Annotated in this window: 17 protein-coding genes; 13 read left to right on the top strand and 4 right to left on the bottom strand. The window is 55.8% G+C overall.

Annotated features, from left to right (window positions below):
- The first annotated feature begins 22 nt into the window (after positions 1-22).
- From AB7535_RS09750 to AB7535_RS09725, 6 genes are all read left to right on the top strand, one after another.
- On the top strand, positions 23-1,327 hold the full coding sequence (locus tag AB7535_RS09750; RefSeq protein WP_354113037.1) for an ABC transporter ATP-binding protein: 1,305 nt from the start codon (positions 23-25) through the stop codon (positions 1,325-1,327).
- 275 nt (positions 1,328-1,602) lie between these two features.
- Complete coding sequence (locus AB7535_RS09745; protein ID WP_354237445.1) at positions 1,603-1,875, top strand: hypothetical protein; 273 nt, start codon at positions 1,603-1,605, stop codon at positions 1,873-1,875.
- A 147-nt stretch (positions 1,876-2,022) separates the two neighbouring features.
- Positions 2,023-2,205: a hypothetical protein gene (locus AB7535_RS09740; protein ID WP_439037377.1), complete on the top strand. Its 183-nt coding sequence runs from the start codon at positions 2,023-2,025 to the stop codon at positions 2,203-2,205.
- Complete coding sequence (locus AB7535_RS09735; RefSeq protein WP_354113040.1) at positions 2,202-2,498, top strand: hypothetical protein; 297 nt, start codon at positions 2,202-2,204, stop codon at positions 2,496-2,498. Before AB7535_RS09740 ends, AB7535_RS09735 begins: the two co-directional genes overlap by 4 nt.
- An 898-nt stretch (positions 2,499-3,396) precedes the next feature.
- Positions 3,397-4,713: an O-antigen ligase family protein gene (locus tag AB7535_RS09730; protein ID WP_354237447.1), complete on the top strand. Its 1,317-nt coding sequence runs from the start codon at positions 3,397-3,399 to the stop codon at positions 4,711-4,713.
- A gap of 216 nt (positions 4,714-4,929) precedes the next feature.
- Entirely contained in the window at positions 4,930-6,264 is a 1,335-nt protein-coding gene (locus AB7535_RS09725; RefSeq protein WP_354113042.1) for a cellulase family glycosylhydrolase, read from the top strand.
- Between the two features lie 80 nt (positions 6,265-6,344).
- Here AB7535_RS09725 and AB7535_RS09720 read toward each other — a convergent pair whose 3' ends face one another.
- The 4 genes from AB7535_RS09720 to AB7535_RS09705 form a co-directional block, all read right to left on the bottom strand.
- Positions 6,345-7,898: a hypothetical protein gene (locus tag AB7535_RS09720; RefSeq protein WP_354113043.1), complete on the bottom strand. Its 1,554-nt coding sequence runs from the start codon at positions 7,896-7,898 to the stop codon at positions 6,345-6,347.
- A 523-nt stretch (positions 7,899-8,421) separates the two neighbouring features.
- Positions 8,422-9,423, bottom strand: a complete 1,002-nt coding sequence (locus tag AB7535_RS09715; protein ID WP_354113044.1) for a glycosyltransferase family 2 protein — start codon at positions 9,421-9,423, stop codon at positions 8,422-8,424.
- Positions 9,424-9,575: 152 nt separating this feature from the next.
- Positions 9,576-11,054: an undecaprenyl-phosphate glucose phosphotransferase gene (locus AB7535_RS09710; protein WP_439037322.1), complete on the bottom strand. Its 1,479-nt coding sequence runs from the start codon at positions 11,052-11,054 to the stop codon at positions 9,576-9,578.
- A gap of 323 nt (positions 11,055-11,377) precedes the next feature.
- Entirely contained in the window at positions 11,378-12,043 is a 666-nt protein-coding gene (locus tag AB7535_RS09705; protein ID WP_354113046.1) for a transglutaminase-like cysteine peptidase, read from the bottom strand.
- A gap of 437 nt (positions 12,044-12,480) precedes the next feature.
- Here AB7535_RS09705 and gmd point away from each other — a divergent pair, with 437 nt between their 5' ends.
- From gmd to AB7535_RS09670, 7 genes are all read left to right on the top strand, one after another.
- Positions 12,481-13,578 (top strand): GDP-mannose 4,6-dehydratase, encoded by a 1,098-nt coding sequence (gmd, locus tag AB7535_RS09700; RefSeq protein ID WP_354113047.1) that lies wholly within the window; start codon positions 12,481-12,483, stop codon positions 13,576-13,578.
- Positions 13,559-14,497 (top strand): GDP-L-fucose synthase family protein, encoded by a 939-nt coding sequence (locus tag AB7535_RS09695; protein ID WP_439037321.1) that lies wholly within the window; start codon positions 13,559-13,561, stop codon positions 14,495-14,497. The genes gmd and AB7535_RS09695 overlap by 20 nt, the downstream gene beginning before the upstream one ends.
- Before the next feature lie 202 nt (positions 14,498-14,699).
- Positions 14,700-15,998, top strand: coding sequence for an O-antigen ligase family protein (locus tag AB7535_RS09690; protein WP_354113049.1), 1,299 nt, complete (start codon positions 14,700-14,702; stop codon positions 15,996-15,998).
- A gap of 159 nt (positions 15,999-16,157) precedes the next feature.
- Positions 16,158-16,802 (top strand): hypothetical protein, encoded by a 645-nt coding sequence (locus AB7535_RS09685; RefSeq protein WP_354113050.1) that lies wholly within the window; start codon positions 16,158-16,160, stop codon positions 16,800-16,802.
- Between the two features lie 96 nt (positions 16,803-16,898).
- A complete protein-coding gene (locus AB7535_RS09680; protein WP_439037320.1) occupies positions 16,899-19,223 on the top strand; it encodes an AAA family ATPase in 2,325 nt (774 codons plus the stop codon).
- 8 nt (positions 19,224-19,231) lie between these two features.
- Entirely contained in the window at positions 19,232-19,993 is a 762-nt protein-coding gene (locus AB7535_RS09675; protein ID WP_439037319.1) for a hypothetical protein, read from the top strand.
- Between the two features lie 66 nt (positions 19,994-20,059).
- Complete coding sequence (locus AB7535_RS09670; RefSeq protein WP_085404110.1) at positions 20,060-21,196, top strand: glycosyltransferase family 4 protein; 1,137 nt, start codon at positions 20,060-20,062, stop codon at positions 21,194-21,196.
- Positions 21,197-21,322: the final 126 nt, after the last annotated feature.

Here is a 21,322-nt window from a genome sequence, read left to right as displayed (position 1 = left end):
CTTGAGTAGAGGAGAGCCTATGATGCTCGACCAAACTGCCACATTGATCGATATCCGCTGCGTCTGCCGCTCCTTTCCAAAGGGTAGCGGCGATGAATTGCTGGTGCTTGAGAACGTCGACCTAACGATCCGGCCAGGAGAGATTGTTGGACTGCTCGGCCGCTCCGGGTCCGGCAAATCGACACTTCTACGGATCATCGCCGGACTGGTCAGCCCTTCGTCAGGCGAGGCAACGTGCCGCGACCAAACCATCATTGGTCCACCGAACGGCGTTGCCATGGTGTTTCAATCATTCGCACTGTTTCCCTGGCTGACGGTTCTGCAAAATGTCGAGCTTGGACTGGAAGCGCTAGGCGCCGATGCCGCCGAACGCCGCAAGCGTGCTCTGGCGGCGATCGACCTGATCGGCCTCGACGGCTTCGAGTCGGCCTTCCCGAAAGAACTGTCGGGAGGCATGCGCCAACGCGTGGGCTTTGCTCGCGCTCTTGTTGTGCACCCCGACTTGTTGTTGATGGACGAACCCTTTTCGGCACTCGACGTCCTCACCGCCGAGACGCTGCGGACCGATCTGATCGATCTCTGGATCGAGGGTCGACTACCCATCAAGTCGATCCTGATGGTGACGCACAATATCGAGGAGGCAGTCCTGATGTGCGATCGCATCCTGATATTTTCATCCAATCCAGGGCGTGTCGCCGCCGAGATCAAAGTCGACCTGCCTCATCCACGCAACCGGCTTGATCCGCATTTCCGCCAGCTTGTCGACAGCATCTATGCCCGCATGACCCAGCGCGCCGAGCCGAAGGCATCTTCGATCGAAGGCATTTCCGGGACCGGTATCGGCATGACTCTGCATCACGTCTCATCCAACGTGCTGTCCGGCCTGATCGAGACGCTGGCGGGACCGCCCTATCACGGACACGCCGACCTGCCCGTGCTCGCAAGCCAGCTCCAGCTCGAAGCAGACGAAATCCTGCATCTCGGCGAATCTCTTCAGCTTCTGCGGTTGGCCCAACTCAGCGAAGGGGACTTGATGCTGACGGAAGCAGGCAAGCGTTTCGCTCATCTCGAGACCGACGCACGCAAAAGGTTGTTCGCCGAACATCTCGTCGCATACGTTCCGGTGATGGGATTGATCCGCCGCGTGCTCGACGAACGTCCCTCGCACACTGCGCCCGTGGCGCGGTTCCGCAACGAGCTCGAAGACTATATGTCCGAGGATTATGCGGACGAAACGCTCAAGACGGTGGTGTCCTGGGGCCGTTATGCCGAGCTGTTCGCCTATAACGAGCAGTCCGAGACTTTTAGCCTTGAAAATCCGGGCTAATAAGCTGCTGGGGTCGATCTCGGCGCGCGGGTGTTCGAAGCCAGCAAAGCGCCGCTGGGCGCATCTCGATCAACGGAAAGGCGGGCCTTGCCGCCAGGCTGCCGCAACAGCATCCGGAGAGTCTCGAGCGCCTCAAGCGCGGATCGATGGTCTGACGATGTGCGGCTATCGGATATTGAGTCGAAATTCGTCTGTCAGGCTTGCGGCAGAAGAGGCGCCGATGTCCGACCAGACTTCGATTGGAATACGCCGACAGTGCCAGCTATGGGGTACCGATGAAACCCGCCACCGAACGATCCTTCGCCAACCCGGAAGTCGCGACTCGCAAGCTGGTAGAACTCGCGACGTCTATTGAAGCGGTCGAGGACGGCCGCATCCACATTGAGAAGATAAACGCGCCCTTCCTTTACACGCTAAAAGCCAGTGGCTCGGAGTTTGGGGCCGGCATCAAGTATGCAGTTGAATGCGGCTGGCTCGAGCTGCATGAGAGCGGGACCTATGTCCGGCTGATCGGCACCAGCGCAAAAGCGGCCCCAGCAAAAGACTAAATTGCCGGGGCCGTTTGAAGGTACCTTGGCGGTAATGGGGTCGCCAGGTGGCCATGAGCATAGGAAAAAACGGCAATCAAATCTGCCTGCTTTTGCACAAAGCGTTATAGTTCCAGATCGGGAACGGAACCGATCACCGTGAAAGACATGCAGCCTCAGTTGGAAAAGCTGCGCACGGATGCTGCCGAGTGCGCCTTGATTCGTGATCTGGCAACTGAGCCCAGGAAGCGAGAACTGTTCACCAAGCTGGCCGAGCATCTGACAATCCTGGCCGATGAGGTTGAACGCGCCATTGGTGCCGCGGGACATGATCTGAAGCGGAAGGAATGACCGAACGAGGCTGGGGTCGGCGTTTCAAGGATCCGGTCACGATCGGCAATCACGTACTGGTGACGCTGCTCGACGCCGGCGAGTACATCGCCACGCTGCCGAAGAAAGAGCACGCCGTACCGGAGTGGCAAGCGGCGATGGAAGCCTTGATCGTGGTGGCGGAAGGTGGCGGCCCGACGATGTTTGCCCGCATCGGGGTCATGCGGGCATTGAACCGCCACTATGTCCCGGAGCTTAGCCCGAAGGGCAAAGAGCCTCATTGGGGCCGGCGAAAGCTGAAGAGGGATCAATAAGAGGCCGTCTCAGTTGGCGGCCTCAAAGCTTGAACAACAAGATTGCCACTAGAACGACGGGGAAAAGCCCGACCAAGCAAATGAAAAACCGAAACGCCCATTCCTCACGCATCACCTTAGCGTAGCTGGGGCTTTCTTCCTTGGCATGCAGTCTGTGCCACCGGCCGCCAGGTGGCAGCTCGAACCCTCGCGAAATCGGAAAAGCCGCAGCGTGGTTCCAGCCCCCACTGCGGCATTCCCGGAATAACGAAAAAACTTGGTGCTCAAATCGCGCCGGTGTTCCTTCAGTAGAACACCCCGTTCCGAAAATGGAGTCCGGACAACTACCGGACTCCGGTTTTCTACGCATTGTCACTTGGAGGGCCAACATGGCACGCCATGGCAATTCCAGCCCCAATGCTCCCGGCTGCCGATCCAATTGCGGATTAGAGCGCCGGGAGTGCTAGGCCCGCCAGCGCTCGAAAGCTTCGCAGGAAACTCAACTGAGGCCGCCAGCTGAGGCTGCCTACGTCACGCTTGCGGTGGCGAACCATCTCCCAGAGATTGCCACGAGTAGACCGCCTAAAACGGTTCGAGGGTGACGGCGGGACAAAAGACCGACCGCGGCAACTCGGCCATTTTAAGCTTGTTTCGCAAATACTTAATTATTTATTTCCCTGGTATTTAAAATGTGCTGTAGCAATATTCGGGGAATCCTCGTCGTTTACGATTTGTCGCCCACTGAGACATTCGCGTCCTGACGACCTCTCAGCGTTCGTCGCGCAAGACCAGTTGGATCATGCAACGAAATTCGGTTTTTCAAAAACGCAACTTCTATCGGCTCAAGCTTCAGCGACCTACAGAAAATTCGGGACCGCCCTCGGTTCCGTTGCCGGTCACGATCATTTCCGGAATTTGCATGATCGCGATGATCGGCGGATTTGCGCTGCAGATTGCCGGCATCGACACTGGCCGTCCGATGGACCTCGGTGCAGATGGCTCCCTTCGCAGCCAAATCGTGCTGAGCTTGTGCTATTTGGTTGCGATTCTTCTCCTGATCTCGTCCAATTTCTGGACAACCGTTCGTCATAGCTGGCCTGTATTTATCCTCCCTCTGCTGGGCTTCCTATCAATGTTGTGGTCGCCAGACCCGCTGTTGACTCTGCGAAAGAGCGTTGCCCTGTCCGGGACCGTACTTTTTGGAATTGCCATTTGCTCAAAGTTTGGAACGGTGGGCTCGCTGCGTTTATTCCTCTGGACGCTGTCCTCTATTATCGTTGCAAGCTTTGTCTGGGTCTTTGTTTTTCCTTATCAGGGTGTCCATCAGGCCACAGATGTTTTTCCTTTTGAGGCGGTCCACGCGGGTTCCTGGCGCGGGGTGATTGGCCATCGGACCGCCTTGGGGCAGCTGGCCGCGCTGTCGTTCGTACTCGTGCTCTTTTATGGTCGCGTTGCCTTCACAAGTTATGCAGTTCGCGTTGCCATCATCACTATCAGTCTGGTGTGCCTGTACGGAGCCAACTCCGGTGCCGCCTACGCCGTAGCGGGTTTCATGCCCGTCCTGCTGGCCACGCTGATGCTCGTGGGTCGATGCTCATTTCAAATACGAATAGCCGCATTGCCGTTCCTGACGCTTGCGCTTCTGATGATCGCATTATTCGGCGGCGATCTTGCAACGCTCACACTTAATGCTCTTGGAAAGGAGCCCGATTTGACGGGCCGCGTTCCGCTGTGGGGCTACCTGATTGGGCTAGCCGACCAGCGCCCGCTCCTTGGCTACGGTCTCGCAGCAGGTTTTACCAAGATAATATCACCTCAGATCGAAGGAATAGGATACGGTCAGTTCCTCAACGCGCATAATGGCTTTATGGAGATACTAATTTCGTTCGGGTATGTTGGTCTCGCATTATGCTTGGTCCTGCTCGCCTGGCAATTTTGGATTGCGGCGCGACTTCTGATATCTGGGGATGAAGAGAAGTCGCACATCAACGCGTTTCCGTTGGCGATTTTCATTTATATGATTGGGGCCAACGTTGTAGAGTCGGCGTTTCTAGCGCCAAATAGCTGGTATGCGGTCTTGCCGGCGATGGCGATGGTGACCGCGAGCTCCGAGCTTTCCGCATTGAGACGCTTGGGCGCGCGTTCTAGATCGCTCAACAGTCCCCCCGGACTGCCCAAGCGCCAGTACAGGCGAGAGCCTAAACGACGATTGGGAGTTAGCTCCAACCGCGCCTAGCCGACCGCGCCGGCTCCAATCAACTCCTAACGCCCGGAAGGTCCGCCGAGATTGTCCAGCGGCCGTTAGAAATCAAATTTGTCTACGCCGAAATGTTCTCCGCTGGCCGCAAGATATCAAAGCGGAGGGAGGTCAGACATCCACGGAGTCGTCGATAACCTAAGATTGGGCATTCCGTTGAACGCTTGTCACTTTCGAGAACTACGGACGATGGCGATGGCCACAGCTCTTGCCATCTGCTGCTCGGGCCTTCCCTCTCACGCGTCAATGCAGAAACCGCAACTGAGCGATGGCCCTGCCTTCTCCGATAATCACAAGACCCTGGTCTGCTTAAACACATTTCAGCCGTTCGGATACGGCTTGTCGATCGGCCCCCCAGGATCGGCTGCTTACGACGAGGATCCCTTTCGAAACGGCGGCTCCGACCAAGCAGTCATGCCGAAATCGCGGCTCGCTTTGATCAACTCGTCTGGCTTTGACTGCCTCAGAATGGTGATAGACGTTGGCGCGTTGATGTCGGCTCGCTCCGAAAACTTACTTGATGCATTAGTTGCGCAGATAATGATCGGCATTTCCCGGAGAGTAGACAGTGGACTGAGGGTCATAGTGGATATTCATCCCTTCCCTCGAGGAGCTCACCCGGTCTCCGGCTTCGCGGATGTCGATCTGCTGGATGGCGAGACCGGGGAAAAGTTTCAGCGCTTGATCCACGTCGTCAGCAAGCTTGCCATTTCCATCGGGGCGCGCTTTCCGCCAGCTCTGGTTGCTATCGAGCTTTTCAACGAACCCCCGTCACCCACTTCATTCAACGGTCAGCGCCCCTGGAACGAGCAAATCGAATTCTACTGGAAGCAGATCCGCCTGATCCTGCCAACTCACACATTGATCGTGGCCGGAACCGGCTTCGCGGAGCTCGACGGATCGGTCAGCGGGGACTCGTCAGCGGGTGTTGTCAATTTAAGACCCGACCGCTTTGACGCGAATACCGGCTATGCGATCCACCCTTACGAGTCCGCCACCTTCACGCATCAAGGGTATGCTGGATTCTTCTCTCATGTCGGCGGCCTTGAGTTTCCTGCTGCAATGGACAGAGATGGTAAGCTCGCCGCAGAAAATACCTTTCGAAGAAACGTGGCGGCAGATCCAAATCTGACCCACTCGGCAAAATCGCAACTAATCTACGACTTTCTGTATCGAACGGTTCACAGCTACAGCTTCGAAAAGTACAGGACAACCTTTGGCAATGCGGAGTTGTTGCTGAAGCGAATGAATGTCGTAAACACCTGGGCCGACCTTCATCACTTGTCACGCAAGCAAATCATGAACACGGAGTTTGGCGTAAATCGCGACCAAGCTGGTTGCGTCGGAAAGGCTCCCTCGAAAAGCGCCTTCAATTTCGTCCGGGCGATACGGGACAACTCATTTGCAAGCGGTATAGGACTGATCACTATCCATCAGATGCAAGGCGATTGTTTTGCGATCTCCTCTGCAGCTCCTCCGTTCGCATTTGAGGCGGATATGCTGGAGGCCCTGAGGCTGCCCGGAAGGTAGGTTCTCGAAGAGCACTTTCACTTTAAGCGACCGAAGCCATGGCTCGATCAAACGGCGCCTGAGGGCGAGCCCACCTATCCCTATCGGGCCCAACGCGTGATCGCGCGACTCAGGGACTGCAGGGACGACGGCATGGTCAGACTGAGACTCGTGACCTCATCCTTACGCAGTGGGCGTACAACAAACACCGTCAAGAAGAAGAGACCTGTAGCCAGCACGGCCAAGGTTAGGTTTCCGACGTCTGGTCGGGCGTAGCGAGCAAGCAAAGCAAATAGAACGGAGCCGCCTGCCGCTGTTCCGACCTGGAGCGAGCGAACGGGGTCTATTGCCCGCCATGTCTCGACGCGTCGATGGGCAAGCATGATGATTCCGATACGGATTGCACTTTCTGTGAGCGGAATGAACAGGACTGCGAGAAGGCCCCAACGATCTGCAGTCAAGTAGAGAGCTGCGACCCCCAGCAGCGATACCGGCCAGAGCGCCAGGAAGACGGTGTGCTTAAGCTGAACGCTCGTAACAATCTCGCATATCCGGTAAATGGTCTGAAACAAGAGGATCAACATGACCAACGGGAGCAAGTAGTAGTACGGAGCATACTCCGGCCGTGATACAAGCGCGATGATCTCTCGTCCCGCGAGGCCAGTAAGAATTGAGAAAGCCAAAAAGCAGACCAACTCAAGCTTGAACACCAGCGAAAGCGAGGAAAACACTCGCGCAGGCGCCATCGTGAACCTGGCGAACAAGGGCTCCAGACTTGGGAGGATCATCAGACCGGGAAACGCCCTTTGAATCGAAACGCAAAGCCCTTGCACAAACGAAAATGCGGAAAACGTAACAATATCGAGCCCGCCTTTGGCAAATATCCTGACAACCGAGGGACTGGTAATCAACCAACCAATGTTGGACGCGTAGATTGATGCGGCGAAAAGCGGAGCATCCTTCGCGCTCAGGCGGGGCAGTCGCTGCTCGTTGGTCGCGATCAGAAGACTTGAGATATGCGGCCTGAGCCGGATCAATTTTAAGAGTATGATGATCACCGCAACAAACGTCGTCACAGCCGATATTGCGATCACTGTAGCACCGCTGATTTCATGACCGGAAAGTGCAAGAAGGAGTACGCACGCGCTTCGCAAAAGGACATCGATCGTTCCCGATATCGCGGTCGTCGCGTGCACGATCCAGCTTTGCGCCAACATCTCCAAATCGGTCGTCACCGCATAGCCCGCATACCAAACAGCGAACGCGCAGATCGTAAGTATCCCTTCGCCCATCAGCAACGTGTCTCGCGCGAACGTCGCGAGCAGACCAATTGCACCCAGCGCCACCAGGATAGATCCCCCCCTTACGAGAGCCACCCTCTTCAACAGAGCCGCGAGGCCTTGATAGTCACCATCCGCTGTAAGCGATGGAACATAACGCAGCAACGTACGATCAATGCCGAACGAAAGTAGCCGCTCCATCGTCAAAAGGATTGCAAGGAAGATCGCATAGGTCGCGTAGCCGCTCGGCGGTAGCGTTTTCACCACAAGGATCTGAAAGAAGAATCCCAGGAACAGATTGATGAACTTGAACGCGTAGTGGATCTGGAACGCGCGATGAATATTGATGTGCTTATGTGGTCCTTCGGTATTCACGGCCTGTCGAATCCGCACAGAGACTCCCGATCGAGGTCACAGGCATCGCGAGCGTTCATGTCGATCGCCACCTTCGACCTTTCACTCTCCGTCGTGAGCGACAGAGCGCGCACTCTGGCTCCATCTGGAATGCTTACCCCGCCGAAAACCACTGCATAGCAACCAAACTCGACGCCGTTTCCCACTGAAGGGACCACACTTGAGCTCTCACCCTTGTTTCCCAACGTCACTCCGTGCCGCAAAATGCAATCGTCGCCGATCCGAACGTCAGGGTGAATGCATATGCAAAAGGGATGAAATATCCGCAAGCCCCAACCAATCCGTGTTCGCGCCAAGATATCGATCTTGAAGAAGAAGCAGACCGTTTTGTAAATACAGTTGGACAGAGCGTAGAGGACACGCGTCTTGTCAAACTCAAAGAAAAAATTAGTTAGACGAAAGCCGGCAATAAACACCTTTACTCGGATCGAGTTATTTCTCCGCAGCTCCCTTCGCAAATTAACAAGGAACATTTTTTCCCTCATTATCGCGACAACCGTAGCGTTTCGACCGTGAGCGGCTTGAGGGGAGAGATTCTAGGCCTGAAGAGCCCGAAGAGCATGCCTATCGTGAAAACATGCCAGCCAATAACCATATAGGTTCCATTCGAAAAGGATTTTTTCCAAACTGTTAGGGCCACGATGATGGCGGCAACTCCAAGAAGAGCCAAGGCGGCAAACGCTGCTCCGTAGGACGTGAACAAAGTAAGCAACGCGAAGGCAGACCAGTATCCAAGCACAGCGACCCAGAGCTTAAATTCGCGAAGCGATCGTATCACACGCGCGAAGTAGCCAGCGTTGATCGATGCACGCAGCATTTCGCCTGGTGCGAAAATGTATCCCATCTTCACACGGTGAAAGAGCAAGCGATATGTGCTACTAGTATGACCAAAGTGCTTGGCGGCCGGGACATTCAACCGCACAAGTTTCCAACCGCTAGACCGAAGTCGCGCTCCAAGGTCGAACTCCTCGTACCCGTGTAGATTTCGATCCGTTAAGTAGCCGAGTTCATCGATCGCGCTCCGTCGATAGAGCCCCCCGCCTGCAAGGCGATCAACCTCACCTAATGGATTCAAGTGAGAAAGATTCCGTGCGCGGTTCTTGAATTCGATATTCTCCGTCGACATTTCGTCGATCCTGCCCCCTACCCCAGCCACGTCGGGATGGTCGTTGAGGAAGGCTAGAGCAGTCTTTATAAACTCCTTGTCCAGAACCATATCTCCATCCATGAGACAGAGAAAGTCGCCTTTGGCGTGTGCATAACCGATCTGCGGACCTGCTCCACAACATCGCTCACTGGCGTTCGCGATCCTGAAAATCGAGATTGGATAAGGGAGGGCGCACTCAAGCGTCTTGTCTACAGAAGCGCTATCTACGAGCACCACCTCGCCTTCCGGGCTCGGAAGCGCCGCCAAGGCGCTCTCGATTGCCGAAGCGATATGCACTTCCTCATTGTAGGCTTTAATAATAATACTGACGCGGGTCACGAGAAACTCACCTGATTCAGCGTATCGGAGAACTACGAAGCGTTCGCGGCTTTCAAAATGCAAGAAGCCACAGACTGCGTCGAACGCGGTTGCGGTGTGCCGCCAATTTAACGTTTGATTACGAAATGGCGAGTCCCGGAGCGTCGGGATGCTTAATAGGCGTTTCGCGCGCTCGCAACCTCAATGCACGTCCTCAACAGGATCTTCAGATCCAACAACAGGCTCCAGTTGTTGATATACCAGAGATCGAGCTCCACCCGGCGCTGCATTTGTTCGACTTGACGTGTCTCGCCCCGGAATCCGTTCACTTGGGCCCAGCCAGTGATGCCCGGCTTGACGTGATGGCGAAATGCGTAGTCCGACATTATTTCCCCATACTGGATGTCATGCACCAATGCATGCGGTCGCGGACCAACCAGCGACATATCACCCTTCAGGACGTTAAAGAGTTGCGGAAGCTCATCGACGCTCAAGCGGCGCAAGTGACGACCTACTCGTGTTACTCTCCGATCGAAGCGCGTCGCTTGGACAACCTTGTCAGCGTCTTCGGTTACGGTCATGGTACGGAATTTTAGAATCCTGAACTGCTTGGCGTTGAAGCCGTTTCGTCGCTGACGGAACAGGACCGGTCCCGCGGAATCCAACTTGATTGCAATCGCGGCAATGAGAATCGGCGGCCAGAGTAGAAGGAGGAGCACCAAGGCACCAACGACGTCAAACACACGTTTCAAAAGATGCTCGACGCGGGAGAGCGGACCGCGCTTGATTTCGATCGCAAAATTTGGCTGCCAAGCAAATGTGAGATTTCGCGTCAGACCCCGAACAGTCCGATCCGGTAGCAATTGAACTGGAAGTGGCGAAGCCCGCATGCTTTCGCGTATGAGTTCCAGCCTCCGCGACTCACTCCAGGAAACTGCCAATACGATCGCTTCGGCCCCTTCTTGCCTTGCGCTATCCATAGCTAGATTGAGCACGCTCAGTTCGCTGCGGGTCAGCTGCATGGTCGACAGGCTTGGAAGAGTTAAGCGGTCGATTTCGCTCAGGCCGAAATCTCCCAATAACTGCTCGCCGTCCAACGCCGCCAACTCATCCCGCGATCCAACGAGGACGGCTCGACGACCAGCCAGCAGTCCTTCGGAAACGACAACTTTAATGGCGCGCGTGACGGCCCACCGCGCGACCAGCAATAACGTGGCTGTCAGAGCGACAAAAGTGACAATCGAACCACGCGAAAAGATCGCGCCAACCTTGAGCAGGAAAGCCAGCAGGGCCAGTAAAAGACCAACGACAAGCCAACGATTGATGATTTTCCGGTAAACGGCATGTGACGAGACAATGGAGCCGAATTGGTAGAATCCCGCCGCGTGCGCCATCCACAAGTAAAGGATCGCGGCGACGCTTCCCGACAGCGCAAAGGCATCAAAATTACTAACAACCAGGCCTGAAAACGCTTGATAGATAGAGCAACCTAGAATGCTCGACACGATAATGACGAGAAAATCGACCCCGGCGCAAAAGTACCCAGCCATCGCGTGAGGAAATCGGAGCCGCGACTCCTTCCTTGCCGAGCCGACGCTGTCACGAGAGAGGATCGCCTCGCTCGACGCCAACTCGCCGCTACTGTTTGGCATGAAATCACTCAAAAATATGTGGTTCGAAAATTCGCCCGTTAAACAAGCGTGCTTTGAGCATATTTTTGATTGACTGTTAAATTAACTTTCGATTAATTCTGATTTAATTTTGAACGCGACATGCCGCAGCGCGCCCTTTACGTCGGCTTCTACCTCAAATGGATGTTGGCGCCGCTTCTCCGTTAGGGTTGTAATCGCGACAACTGAGCCAGCGCGGCTTGACCGCATTCGATTGCGACTGCGGAATGGTGGACTTCCGCGTTCCAAGGAGCCGGGCATCAATTCCGCGCTGAGACTTGCGGCCATGGCACCAGATGGAGATATTAATCGAGGCCAACCTTAGCGGCCTCGAGACTTGCCGTCCGCTCAGGTCTTGAGCTCCACCACACGATGGTAGCCCAAAGCCTAGCATTTCCTGGTGTTTGCATGCGGGCGAACCGATAAGGCGTCTTCGACCAAACTCGGATTTCGGCGGTTAGGTTATCGAGAACGAGGTCTGCCGACGCCGTCCGCACCACCAGAACAAGGTGATGCTCGCCTGAGGAAGTAATCACCTCGCTCAAAAGCAAGGCGCGCGCCGGCCAACCTCGCGCCAGTAGCTCATGCCGCTTAGTCACCGCATAGTCGTTACAGTCGCCAGTTCGGGGGCCAACGATCCAGGTTTCAGTTGCAAGGCCGCCGAGGTTGGCCGTTGGCACAATCGTGCCATTTACAGTGTTGTTGACTTGGACGACATCGGACCATCGCGACGAAGTCAGCTTAACGGGCCCGCCGCGAAAGATCAGTCTTCGAACTGTGCATTCTGCAGGGTAATCCATGCAGAACCTCACATGAGCCATCGGCGCCAACGCCGGCACGCTGAGCTGAATTCGTTCCAATTGCGCCCGCAAGCCGCGCGACATATTGGAAATTCCCGCATTTGCTCCATCGGAGATTGCGGCGGATAGCAGCGCAATCATCACCGCGGTAATTTTTGGAATCTCACGCATGTCGAATTGCTCCCCCGCATTACCGAGAGCATCATGCGCATGGGCAATTTGAGAATTGGCCCTACTTTGTCGAAGCTTTTTACTCAACTGTCGCGAACTTTATTAACCAACCGCCTCGCCTGCTACACCCGCGCTTGCGATGGCTACAGCGAATGTCGCTCCGCATGCAGCGAGCCGACACCGAGAGGAAGATGCCTTGTGCAGCGCGCGGCTGGCGAAAGGTGCTTGACCGAGGCTGAACACTTCAAGCTGCCGCAGTTTCCAGCGGCACCCTTCCTCAAATACCGGCAGCATTTAATTTGAGGCGGCGCCGCTGAGGGCGCATTGAAATTCGCCGTTGAGAATTAAGTATTTTGGTCGATTTGACGCAAAATAGAACTATACCCCGCTATGTTGATCTACGGACATGAGGTTGCGAAGAAATTACGAGGAGATGAATGCTCTCGGGAACTACACCCAAGGCCTCGAAACAACGTGTTGCGTTGATTAGCGGCATTACTGGACAGGATGGAGCCTATCTGGCCGACTACCTTCTAGGCCTCGGCTACACCGTGCACGGCATCAAGCGGCGGTCGTCCTCGTTCAATACCGCGCGGATCGATCACCTCTACAAGGATCCGCACCACGGCAACGTGCCGTTCTTGCTGCACTATGGTGACATGACGGATTCGACCAACCTGATCCGGCTCATGCAGCAGGTCAGGCCGACCGAGATCTACAACCTCGCGGCCCAGAGCCATGTCAGCGTCAGTTTCGAAAGTCCAGAATACACGGCAAATGCCGACGGGATCGGGGTTTTGCGTATGCTGGAAGCGATTCGGATTCTCGGCATGGAGAAGGAAACGCGATTCTATCAGGCATCGACCTCAGAGCTTTACGGCCTGGTACAGGAAGTGCCGCAAAGGGAAACGACGCCGTTCTATCCCCGATCGCCCTATGGTGTCGCCAAGCTATATGGCTATTGGATCACGGTGAACTACCGAGAGGCGTACGGCATGTATGCTGCGAACGGCATCCTGTTCAACCACGAGAGCCCGATACGCGGCGAGACCTTCGTAACGCGCAAGATCACGACCGGCGTGGCTCGTATCGAGGTCGGCCTCGAAGGCACGCTCTATCTCGGCAACCTCGAGGCCAAGCGCGACTGGGGCCATGCGCGCGATTACGTCGAAGGCATGCACCGGATACTGCAGGCAGACGCGCCTGACGACTTCGTGTTGGCGACCGGAGAGACGCGCTCGGTTCGCGAATTCGTTGAACTGGCCTTTGCGGAGGTCGGCCGTGCAATCGAATGGCGCGGCAGAGGCGTCGAAGAAACTGGTGTAGACCGAACTTCGGGCAAGACCGTCGTGCGGATCGACCCCAGGTATTTTCGCCCGACAGAAGTCGACCTCTTGATCGGAGACGCAAGCAAGGCGCGCGAAAAGCTGGGATGGCAACCAAAGATCCCGTTCGCTCAGCTGGTGAAGGAGATGATGGCAAGCGATCTAGCGATCGCCAAGCGGGAGGTCGCCAATGGCAGACATCCCGTTTGAGCTCCAGGGCCGGCGCGTCTTCGTCGCCGGCCACCGTGGGATGGTCGGATCTGCGCTAGTGCGCCGGCTGGCGCGCGAAAATGTGGAACTGCTGACCCTGCCCCGCAGCGAGGTCGACCTGCGCGATCAGACCACGGTAAATGCCTGGTTCGCCCGCAAACGCCCGCACGTAGTGTTTCTAGCGGCAGCGAAAGTCGGCGGTATCGCTGCCAACGACAAGCTGCGCGCGGAATTCCTTTACGACAATCTGGCGATCGCAGCCAACGTGATACACGCGGCCTACGTCGGTGGGGCCGACAAGCTGATGTTCCTCGGCTCGTCGTGCATCTATCCCCGGCTGGCGCCGCAGCCGTTGCGCGAGGACTCGATACTGACCGGTCCGCTTGAGCACACCAACGAGCCTTATGCGATTGCCAAGATCGCTGGCATCAAGATGGTCGAGGCCTACCGTAGCCAGTACGGCGCCGACTTCATCAGCGTGATGCCAACCAATCTCTATGGCGTCGGCGACAATTATCATCCTGAATACAGCCACGTGGTGGCCGCTCTAATCCGCCGCTTCCACGAGGCGAAGGTCTCCGGTGCAAAGAACGTTGTGGTCTGGGGGACGGGCGCACCGCGCCGGGAATTCCTTTGTGTCGACGATCTTGCGGACGCCTGCATTCACCTCATGAAGACCTACTCCGGCGATGAACCGGTCAATATCGGCACCGGCGAGGACATCACCATCTCTGACTTCGCCCGCCTGGTCGCCACCGTGGTCGGCTATATAGGCGGGATCAACTTCGACCCATCAAAACCCGACGGCACGCCACGCAAACTGCTCGATATTGAAAAGATCACCAAACTCGGCTGGCGCGCTGTCACTCCGCTTGCTGAGGGTATCGCGCTCGCCTACCGGGCGCATCTCGATCGGTAACGACGAACGCATATATTCTCAAGTCGGCGAAAAGAGGTACGACCAATTTCGTCGTGTAATGAGCCAACGACGAGGTTAAAGCGGAATTCTATTGACGTCGCATCAGGGGGAGATCGTCACGTTTGCATTGATGTCGCAGACTCGAGTTTCAGCGCGGATACTATTCCTTGTCGTAGCTCTAGCACCCCTGCCGTTCGGGTCGATGGATGCTTGGGTCGAGGCGCTTTGGTGTATCGTTCTCGGCGTCGCCGCAATTGCAGCCTCCCCCGACCGCCTCCGGCGCCATCATGCCCCCATCTTTTTCGTCCTCGGGATTGTTGTTGTTGCCTACGCAATGGTTCTGCATGAACAACTTGCACTATCCCCCTGGTTTGGTGCTTCGCGTCCCTCGCCCTTGTGGACGCGAACCAGCGAGCTGCTGGGTGTTCCGTTGGCTTCCACGGTATCTATTGCACGCCATCAACCGATCTATGCACTTGGAGCTCCCTTTATCGTTATTCTCACCATCATCTGCGGCATCATCGTCGGGAGCGACCGAAGCTTGGCGACCCAACTACTCAAAGTTGTCGCCTGGTCCGGAGCTACGTACGCGATATTCGGCCTTGCGTCGTTCCTGATTGATCCGACAAAGGTGCTGTGGGTCGAGAAAGAGGCTCATCTCAGTTACTTGACTGCTACGTTCACCAACCGGAACACTGCAGCCGTGTATTTCGGCAGCTGCTCGATTGTATGGCTTCTATTTACGTCCGAAAGCATTCGTACTTTCGTTAAACACAACGGGTTCGCTTGGGGGCAGGTCTTTTCTCGGATTCTCTCGGAGGCACCTCGCGACGTCCTGCTACCGTTCTTCATGTTGTCACTTTGCGTAACAGCGATGTTCATGACGGGCTCCAGGGCTGGGATTGTTCTCTCCCTCGCCGGCCTCGTCCTCGCGCTGCTCCTGTACTTCTATCGAGATCTACCGGGGCGGTCCGGAGCCCTCATTGCCTTCGCTATCAGCCTCGGTGTGGTGATCGCCCTCTTCCAGATCCTGGGGGCCAGCGTAAGCGGACGATTCAGCGCCGAAGGGCTTTCTGATGCGATGCGGCTCGATACCTACCGGTCAACCGTAGCGAGTATCGCGGATCATCCCTGGCTGGGTACCGGCATTGGAACCTTTCCTTCGATGTTTCCTGCTTATCGGTCCCTGCACGGATCGATGTGGGGGACGTGGGACCGCGCTCACAACACGCTGCTGGAGCTTGCCTCTGAAGGAGGTCTCCCGCTTACGATGACGATCGTTGCAGCCTGGGGTTTGGCGCTCGCTGTCCTGATCAGAGGGATAAAGGTGCGCAGGCGAGATCGTATCGTTCCCATTGCCGCATTGTCGATTTCAGCGGTCGCTTTGGCTCATTCCCTGGTGGATTTCTCGATCCAGGTACCCGGATTTGCAATCACGGTATTTGGGCTTCTCGGCGTGGGACTGAGCCAATCGTTCCCGAGCGGCAATCGGATTCAATGAGCCCCGCGCTCCCGGCCCAGCACCTATCTGGCAGGATTTACGATATTTAAACTTCAACCGCCCGCCGAGCGATCGGGCGCGCGGACCAATTGTGTCTGCCTCCCCACCGTGATATTGACTTTTAATTAAACTTTTTCGTAAGTTAATGGGAGATTTAACATGCCATTTGATTTTTGTCGCAAATGTGCATTTGCCGCCACTGGCTGGATCCTGTTACTGGCTGCCGTGGGGCTCTCCACGCATGGAGCTATGGCACAGCCGTCCCTGACCTCGGCCGATTTTCAGAGCAATCCCGGAAGCGTACTGGAGCGAAACAAGGATGGAGGCGCCATCCTGCTGACATTAATTCGAAATCTCGCGGTCGACGATCCGGCGACGCTAGCATCGATTTTAAATCTGCTGTCGACCGCCAACAAGGATCAAAAATTGGCGATCGGTGGCGGGCTCGCTCAAGCAGCCAAGATCGTTATCGTCTCTAATCCAACCTACGCCAACGAAATTCAACAGGCGATAATCCGGACAAAGGATCAGGACGTCGTTCTCGCTTTTGCAGCCACATCCGGAGATCAGCCGACTGGCGAAACGGGTGCGGGTGGCGGCGCGGGCGACACCGGCGCCGGATCGGGTGGCGGATCTGGCGGGCAGACCGGCTCCACGAGCTCTAGGTTCGGGACGCCGTCTGCGCCATCGATCGGACAAGGTGGTGTGACGATCGGAAACTTCTCAATCTCATCGACCGCATCCAGCGCGTCAGCCCCCAGTTCAAACACGACAAATAGGATATCGAACAGTGTAAGCCCCTAGCCCCGCACTGACTCCCGATGGCCAGCATTCCTCGATTAAGCGCTACGCTCGTCGAATATTCGGCGACGAGATTTCCCATTGGAACGACGGCGCGCCTTGACGCAACACGTCGATCATCCGAAAGTCCCCATGCTATATTCTGAAAAGTCACGGGTCGATTTTGAGTTGCCGCGACCGCCCGAATCGGCGGCAGAAGGCCTCAATCGCCTTGTTGGATTCTTGCAACGCCAGTACTTGATCATATTGATCACAGCGCTCTCGATCCTTGCTCTCGGCCTCGTGTACGTGGTGACTGCGCCCCCTCGTTTCACAGCCCAGACCACCCTGATCATAGACACCCGCAAGGTTCAGCTCTTTCAACAGCAGTCCATTCTGGGAGACATCCCGATCGACTCGGCGTCAGTGGAGAGCCAAATCGAAATATTGAAGTCGGAAAAGGTAGCTCTCTCCGTAATTAAAACACTTCATTTGATCGAGGATCCGGAATTTTCCGGATCACGATCCGGACTTTTTTCCTCGGCTTTTGGTTTGGTGTCCGCCGTTCTCGGCTCAAGGGACACCGCCTCAAACTTTGAGCTTACGCGGTCGGCGATCCGGACCTTTCAGTCTCAACTCACCATTAAGCGGATTGGCCTGTCATATGTGATTGAGATCAGCTTCAAGTCGCTGAGTCGCGATCGCGCTGCGGAGATCGCCAACGCCGTAGCCGAAGCCTATATCGTCGACCAGTTGGAGGCGAAGGACCAAGCAACCCGACGGGCAAGTGCCTGGCTGCAGGACCGCATCGGTGAACTACGCAATCAGGCAACCTTGGCGGAGCGTGCGGTTGTCGACTTCAAGGCAAAGAACAACATCGTAAACACCGGTGGCTCCGGCGGGCGGCTCGTCACAGAGCAACAGGTATCCGAACTCAACAGTCAGGTCGTGGTCGCGCGGGCGCAAACCTCGGAAGCCAAGGCCCGGCTTGATCGGATCGAAGCGGTATTGCGAGCCGACTCTCCCAATTCAACGGTCAACTCAACGGTAGCAGACGCCCTCAAGAGCGAAGTGGTGACAAAGCTGCGTTCGCAGTACCTGGACATCGCAAATCGCGAAGCGGATTGGGCACGCCGGTACGGAACGGGTCACGAGGCAGCCGTCAACCTTCGAAGTCAAATGGCTGAGATTCAGAACTCAATTCTCAACGAACTTCAGCGCCTCGCCGAAACCTACAAAAGTGACTTTGAAATCGCCAAGCAACGCGAGGTCGGCGTTCAACGTGAGTTGGAGAATGCGGTCAGCCAATCGAAGGCGACGAACCAGGCCCAGGTGTCATTGAAAGAGCTAGAGAGCGCTTCCCAAACCTACCGAACTCTCTATGACAACTTTCTGCAGCGCTACATGGAATCAATTCAGCAGCAATCCTTTCCAATCAGTGAAGCGCGCGTAATCTCTCAGGCAGCACCTCCGACGCAGAAAAGCGATCCAAAGCCAGCGCTAGCGCTCGGTCTCTCCGGAATCGGAGGACTGATTCTAGGACTTGGCCTGGCGATCTTGCGCGATCTTTCGGATCGGGTGTTCCGAACCGCCGAACAAGTCGAGGCGGAACTCAACGCCACATGTATTTCACTCGTTCCAAAGATCAGCGCCGGAAAGACCCCTCGCGATACTTTGGATAATCGGGTGGGAACAAGCGATCGCGCCAACCGAACAATCACGAGAAATCGAGGCTTGATTTGGACCGCTTCGAACAATCCATTCTCGCAGTTCTCGGAAGCGGTCCGCGCAATTAAGCTGGCTATTGATGTAAGTTGGGATGCGAAATCCTCCAAAGTTATCGGAATAACCTCGGCGATTCCTAACGAAGGCAAATCGACGTTGTCGGCGTCGCTCGCACAGCTCATCGCCCAAACCGGAGCTAAGGTCTTATTGGTTGACTGCGATTTGCGAAACAGTGCGCTCTCCAACCGCATCGCTCCGGCAGCCGAATTTGGGATCATCGATGGGATAATGGGCAGAAAGCCGCTTTCCGAGCTTCTGTGGCGGGATTCGAAGACGAATATGTCTTTTCTGCCGGGCGCTGTCAGCTGGGACAATGAAGTGCATCCCAATGAGCTTCTGAATTCGAGTGAAGCCAGGCAATTCTTCGACGTCCTCCGCAAGAACTACGATTACGTTGTGGTCGATCTTTCGCCGCTTGCGCCGATCGTCGATGTACGTGCGACCACACAACTCATGGATGCCTATGTTCTTGCGATTAAGTGGGCGCATACGAAATTTGATGTCGTCGCCCAAGCGCTCAGGTCGGCGCCTACGATTCAAGATAACATGCTCGGAGTAGTGTTGACGCAGGCTGACGCTAAAGTGCTGCAACTCTATTCGGGATACGGGAATGTCTATTACGGCGAGAGGCCGGCCTCGTCAGTTTCCACTGCACGATAAAGATTTGAATGCTCGAACTGTCTAGAACACAGGTGTCTTTGCTTGTGCGCGCCTTCGTTGGCGGCTTTGCCCTGATCGCGATACTTTGGGGATGTTGGACGCTCCCGCTGTTTTGGAATCAAGGCTTCGATGAATCGGTCGCGCGCGGAATAATTTCTGGTCGCGCGTTTCGGCCCGAAATCCTTTCACCGCTCAAGTCGGACCTCAATGCGATCGAGCAGTTGCCGTTCTGCAGAGCTTCCGCCACGAGAAGCGCAGCAATCATTCGACTGAGGATTGCCGAGCAGACGCTCTCGGTAGGCAGGCCCGAGACCATCGATCAGGAGTTCGATGCGCTGCGGAGGGCCCTCGTCACCACACTGTCCTGCTCGCCAGCCGACCCATTCTCATGGCTCGCACTCTTTTGGCTAAGCAACAACCAGATTGGGTTCAAGTCCGAAAACCTCCAGTACCTGCGTCTGTCTTACGAGCTTGGTCCTAGTGAAGGATGGATTGCGCTGAAGCGCAATCATATCGCATTTTCCATTTTCGAGGCGTTGGATCCCGCGTTGGCGAAGACGGCGATCAGAGAATTTATTCAGATTTTGAATACCGGTCTCTACATGGAAGCCGTTGAGATATTCACCGGTCCAGCGTGGCGCGTTCGCGATCAGATATTGCCACTGCTAACCGAAGTTCCGATACGCAACCGCGAAATCTTCGGGGATGCACTTCGCAATCGGGGCTCCGAAGTCATTGTGCCGGGCGTATCCGACCGACGGCATCCTTGAACCTCACGCGGATCGATTTGACATGCGGAGACCAATTTGATTTCGCCCTCGACCCAAGATGATTCAATGCTCCGCAGCGGCGAAGAACGTAGTTTGCACCTGATTGAAGGACGACTTCGCGTCGCTGTTGCCACGCCGCTTGGTCTCGATGGGCGCGGTGGTATCGATCGCTTAAACGACAGCATATTTGAGACCATTGAGCAGCAACAACCCCACTTGAACGTTGAGGCAAGTCGCCTAGTCACGCGAGGTCAGCGCGGACTCATTGTGGCTCAATTTGTTTTCGCCATTGCTTTGTTGAAATTCGCGTGGCTGGTCCTCTTTCGACGAATTGACGTGCTGCACATACACCTATCGAACTGGGGAAGTAGCTATCGAAAGACGGTTATGGGGGCAGCAGCTCGCCTCTTGAGGGTCCCCTACGTGGTCCACTTGCACGGATCTGGATTTGACGAATTTCTGGCGGTTGCCCCAACCAGGTTGGCGAGAGCCGTTGACCTTCTCTTTCTGAAGAGTGTGCAGATCGTCGTACTGGGCGAGTATTGGGCTCACGCCGTTCTGATGCGTGTGCCTCAGGTTCGCGACAAGATTACAGTTCTGCCCAATGCCACGAAGCTAAGTTCGAAACCGCAACTTCAAGCCCCTGATTCCCGGATAAGAATCACGTGCTTGGGGCAACTCGGCGAGCGCAAAGGTACCCCGCAGCTGATAGCTGCATTGCAGATGTTGTCGCAGAGACAGGACTGGACGGCAACGATTGCAGGCGACGGCTCCGTTGAAGAAAGCCGCAGGGCTGTGGCGAAACACGGTCTCGTCGGCAGGGTGCTTATTCCGGGCTGGTTGAGCTCTGAGCAAGCCGACGATCTTCTTTGCAAGACCGATATCCTGGCGCTCCCCTCGTACGCCGAAAACCTCCCCATGGTGATATTGGAAGCATTCGCCCACGGCGTGCCCGTGATATCTACCCCCGTTGGCGCAATTCCGGAAGTCATTGCCCCTGAACGAAACGGCTTCCTGGTGCCGGCGGGTGATGTGTCGGCCTTGAGCAGAGCGATCGAACGATTGATCGAAGATCCCGAGCTACGGTTGCGATTGGGAAGCACCGCTCGCGAAGATCAAGCTCAACGATACGAAATCAACTCCTACGTCGAGAAACTAACCGTCGTCTGGCGGAAAGCGTCCTTTATTCGCAAGTCCATGTGACCGCAACAACACCGAGAATAGTGGTCAACCGGCGGCCCGCACAATTTTAGATTGTCCAGTAAAGCCACCCTCCCCTTTGGCGTTAAATCCAAGCAAATCAAACCACGCATCTAAAGTCTATTTATC

The sequence above is a fragment of the Bradyrhizobium sp. 956_D2_N1_4 genome, from assembly GCF_052076025.1.
GTDB lineage: Bacteria > Pseudomonadota > Alphaproteobacteria > Rhizobiales > Xanthobacteraceae > Bradyrhizobium > Bradyrhizobium barranii.
Note: the sequence above shows the minus strand (reverse complement) of the source record. Positions and strands in the feature narration are given on the sequence as shown.

What these genes read in the sequence shown, in the direction of transcription:
- AB7535_RS09750 (WP_354113037.1), top strand. Translation starts at nt 23, where the DNA reads ATGCTCGACCAAACTGCCACATTGATCGATATCCGCTGCGTCTGCCGC.
- AB7535_RS09745 (WP_354237445.1), top strand. Translation starts at nt 1,603, where the DNA reads ATGAAACCCGCCACCGAACGATCCTTCGCCAACCCGGAAGTCGCGACT.
- AB7535_RS09740 (WP_439037377.1), top strand. Translation starts at nt 2,023, where the DNA reads ATGCAGCCTCAGTTGGAAAAGCTGCGCACGGATGCTGCCGAGTGCGCC.
- AB7535_RS09735 (WP_354113040.1), top strand. Translation starts at nt 2,202, where the DNA reads ATGACCGAACGAGGCTGGGGTCGGCGTTTCAAGGATCCGGTCACGATC.
- AB7535_RS09730 (WP_354237447.1), top strand. Translation starts at nt 3,397, where the DNA reads ATGATCGCGATGATCGGCGGATTTGCGCTGCAGATTGCCGGCATCGAC.
- AB7535_RS09725 (WP_354113042.1), top strand. Translation starts at nt 4,930, where the DNA reads ATGGCCACAGCTCTTGCCATCTGCTGCTCGGGCCTTCCCTCTCACGCG.
- AB7535_RS09710 (WP_439037322.1), bottom strand. Translation starts at nt 11,054, where the DNA reads ATGCCAAACAGTAGCGGCGAGTTGGCGTCGAGCGAGGCGATCCTCTCT.
- AB7535_RS09705 (WP_354113046.1), bottom strand. Translation starts at nt 12,043, where the DNA reads ATGCGTGAGATTCCAAAAATTACCGCGGTGATGATTGCGCTGCTATCC.
- gmd (WP_354113047.1), top strand. Translation starts at nt 12,481, where the DNA reads ATGCTCTCGGGAACTACACCCAAGGCCTCGAAACAACGTGTTGCGTTG.
- AB7535_RS09695 (WP_439037321.1), top strand. Translation starts at nt 13,559, where the DNA reads ATGGCAGACATCCCGTTTGAGCTCCAGGGCCGGCGCGTCTTCGTCGCC.
- AB7535_RS09690 (WP_354113049.1), top strand. Translation starts at nt 14,700, where the DNA reads ATGGATGCTTGGGTCGAGGCGCTTTGGTGTATCGTTCTCGGCGTCGCC.
- AB7535_RS09685 (WP_354113050.1), top strand. Translation starts at nt 16,158, where the DNA reads ATGCCATTTGATTTTTGTCGCAAATGTGCATTTGCCGCCACTGGCTGG.
- AB7535_RS09675 (WP_439037319.1), top strand. Translation starts at nt 19,232, where the DNA reads ATGCTCGAACTGTCTAGAACACAGGTGTCTTTGCTTGTGCGCGCCTTC.
- AB7535_RS09670 (WP_085404110.1), top strand. Translation starts at nt 20,060, where the DNA reads ATGCTCCGCAGCGGCGAAGAACGTAGTTTGCACCTGATTGAAGGACGA.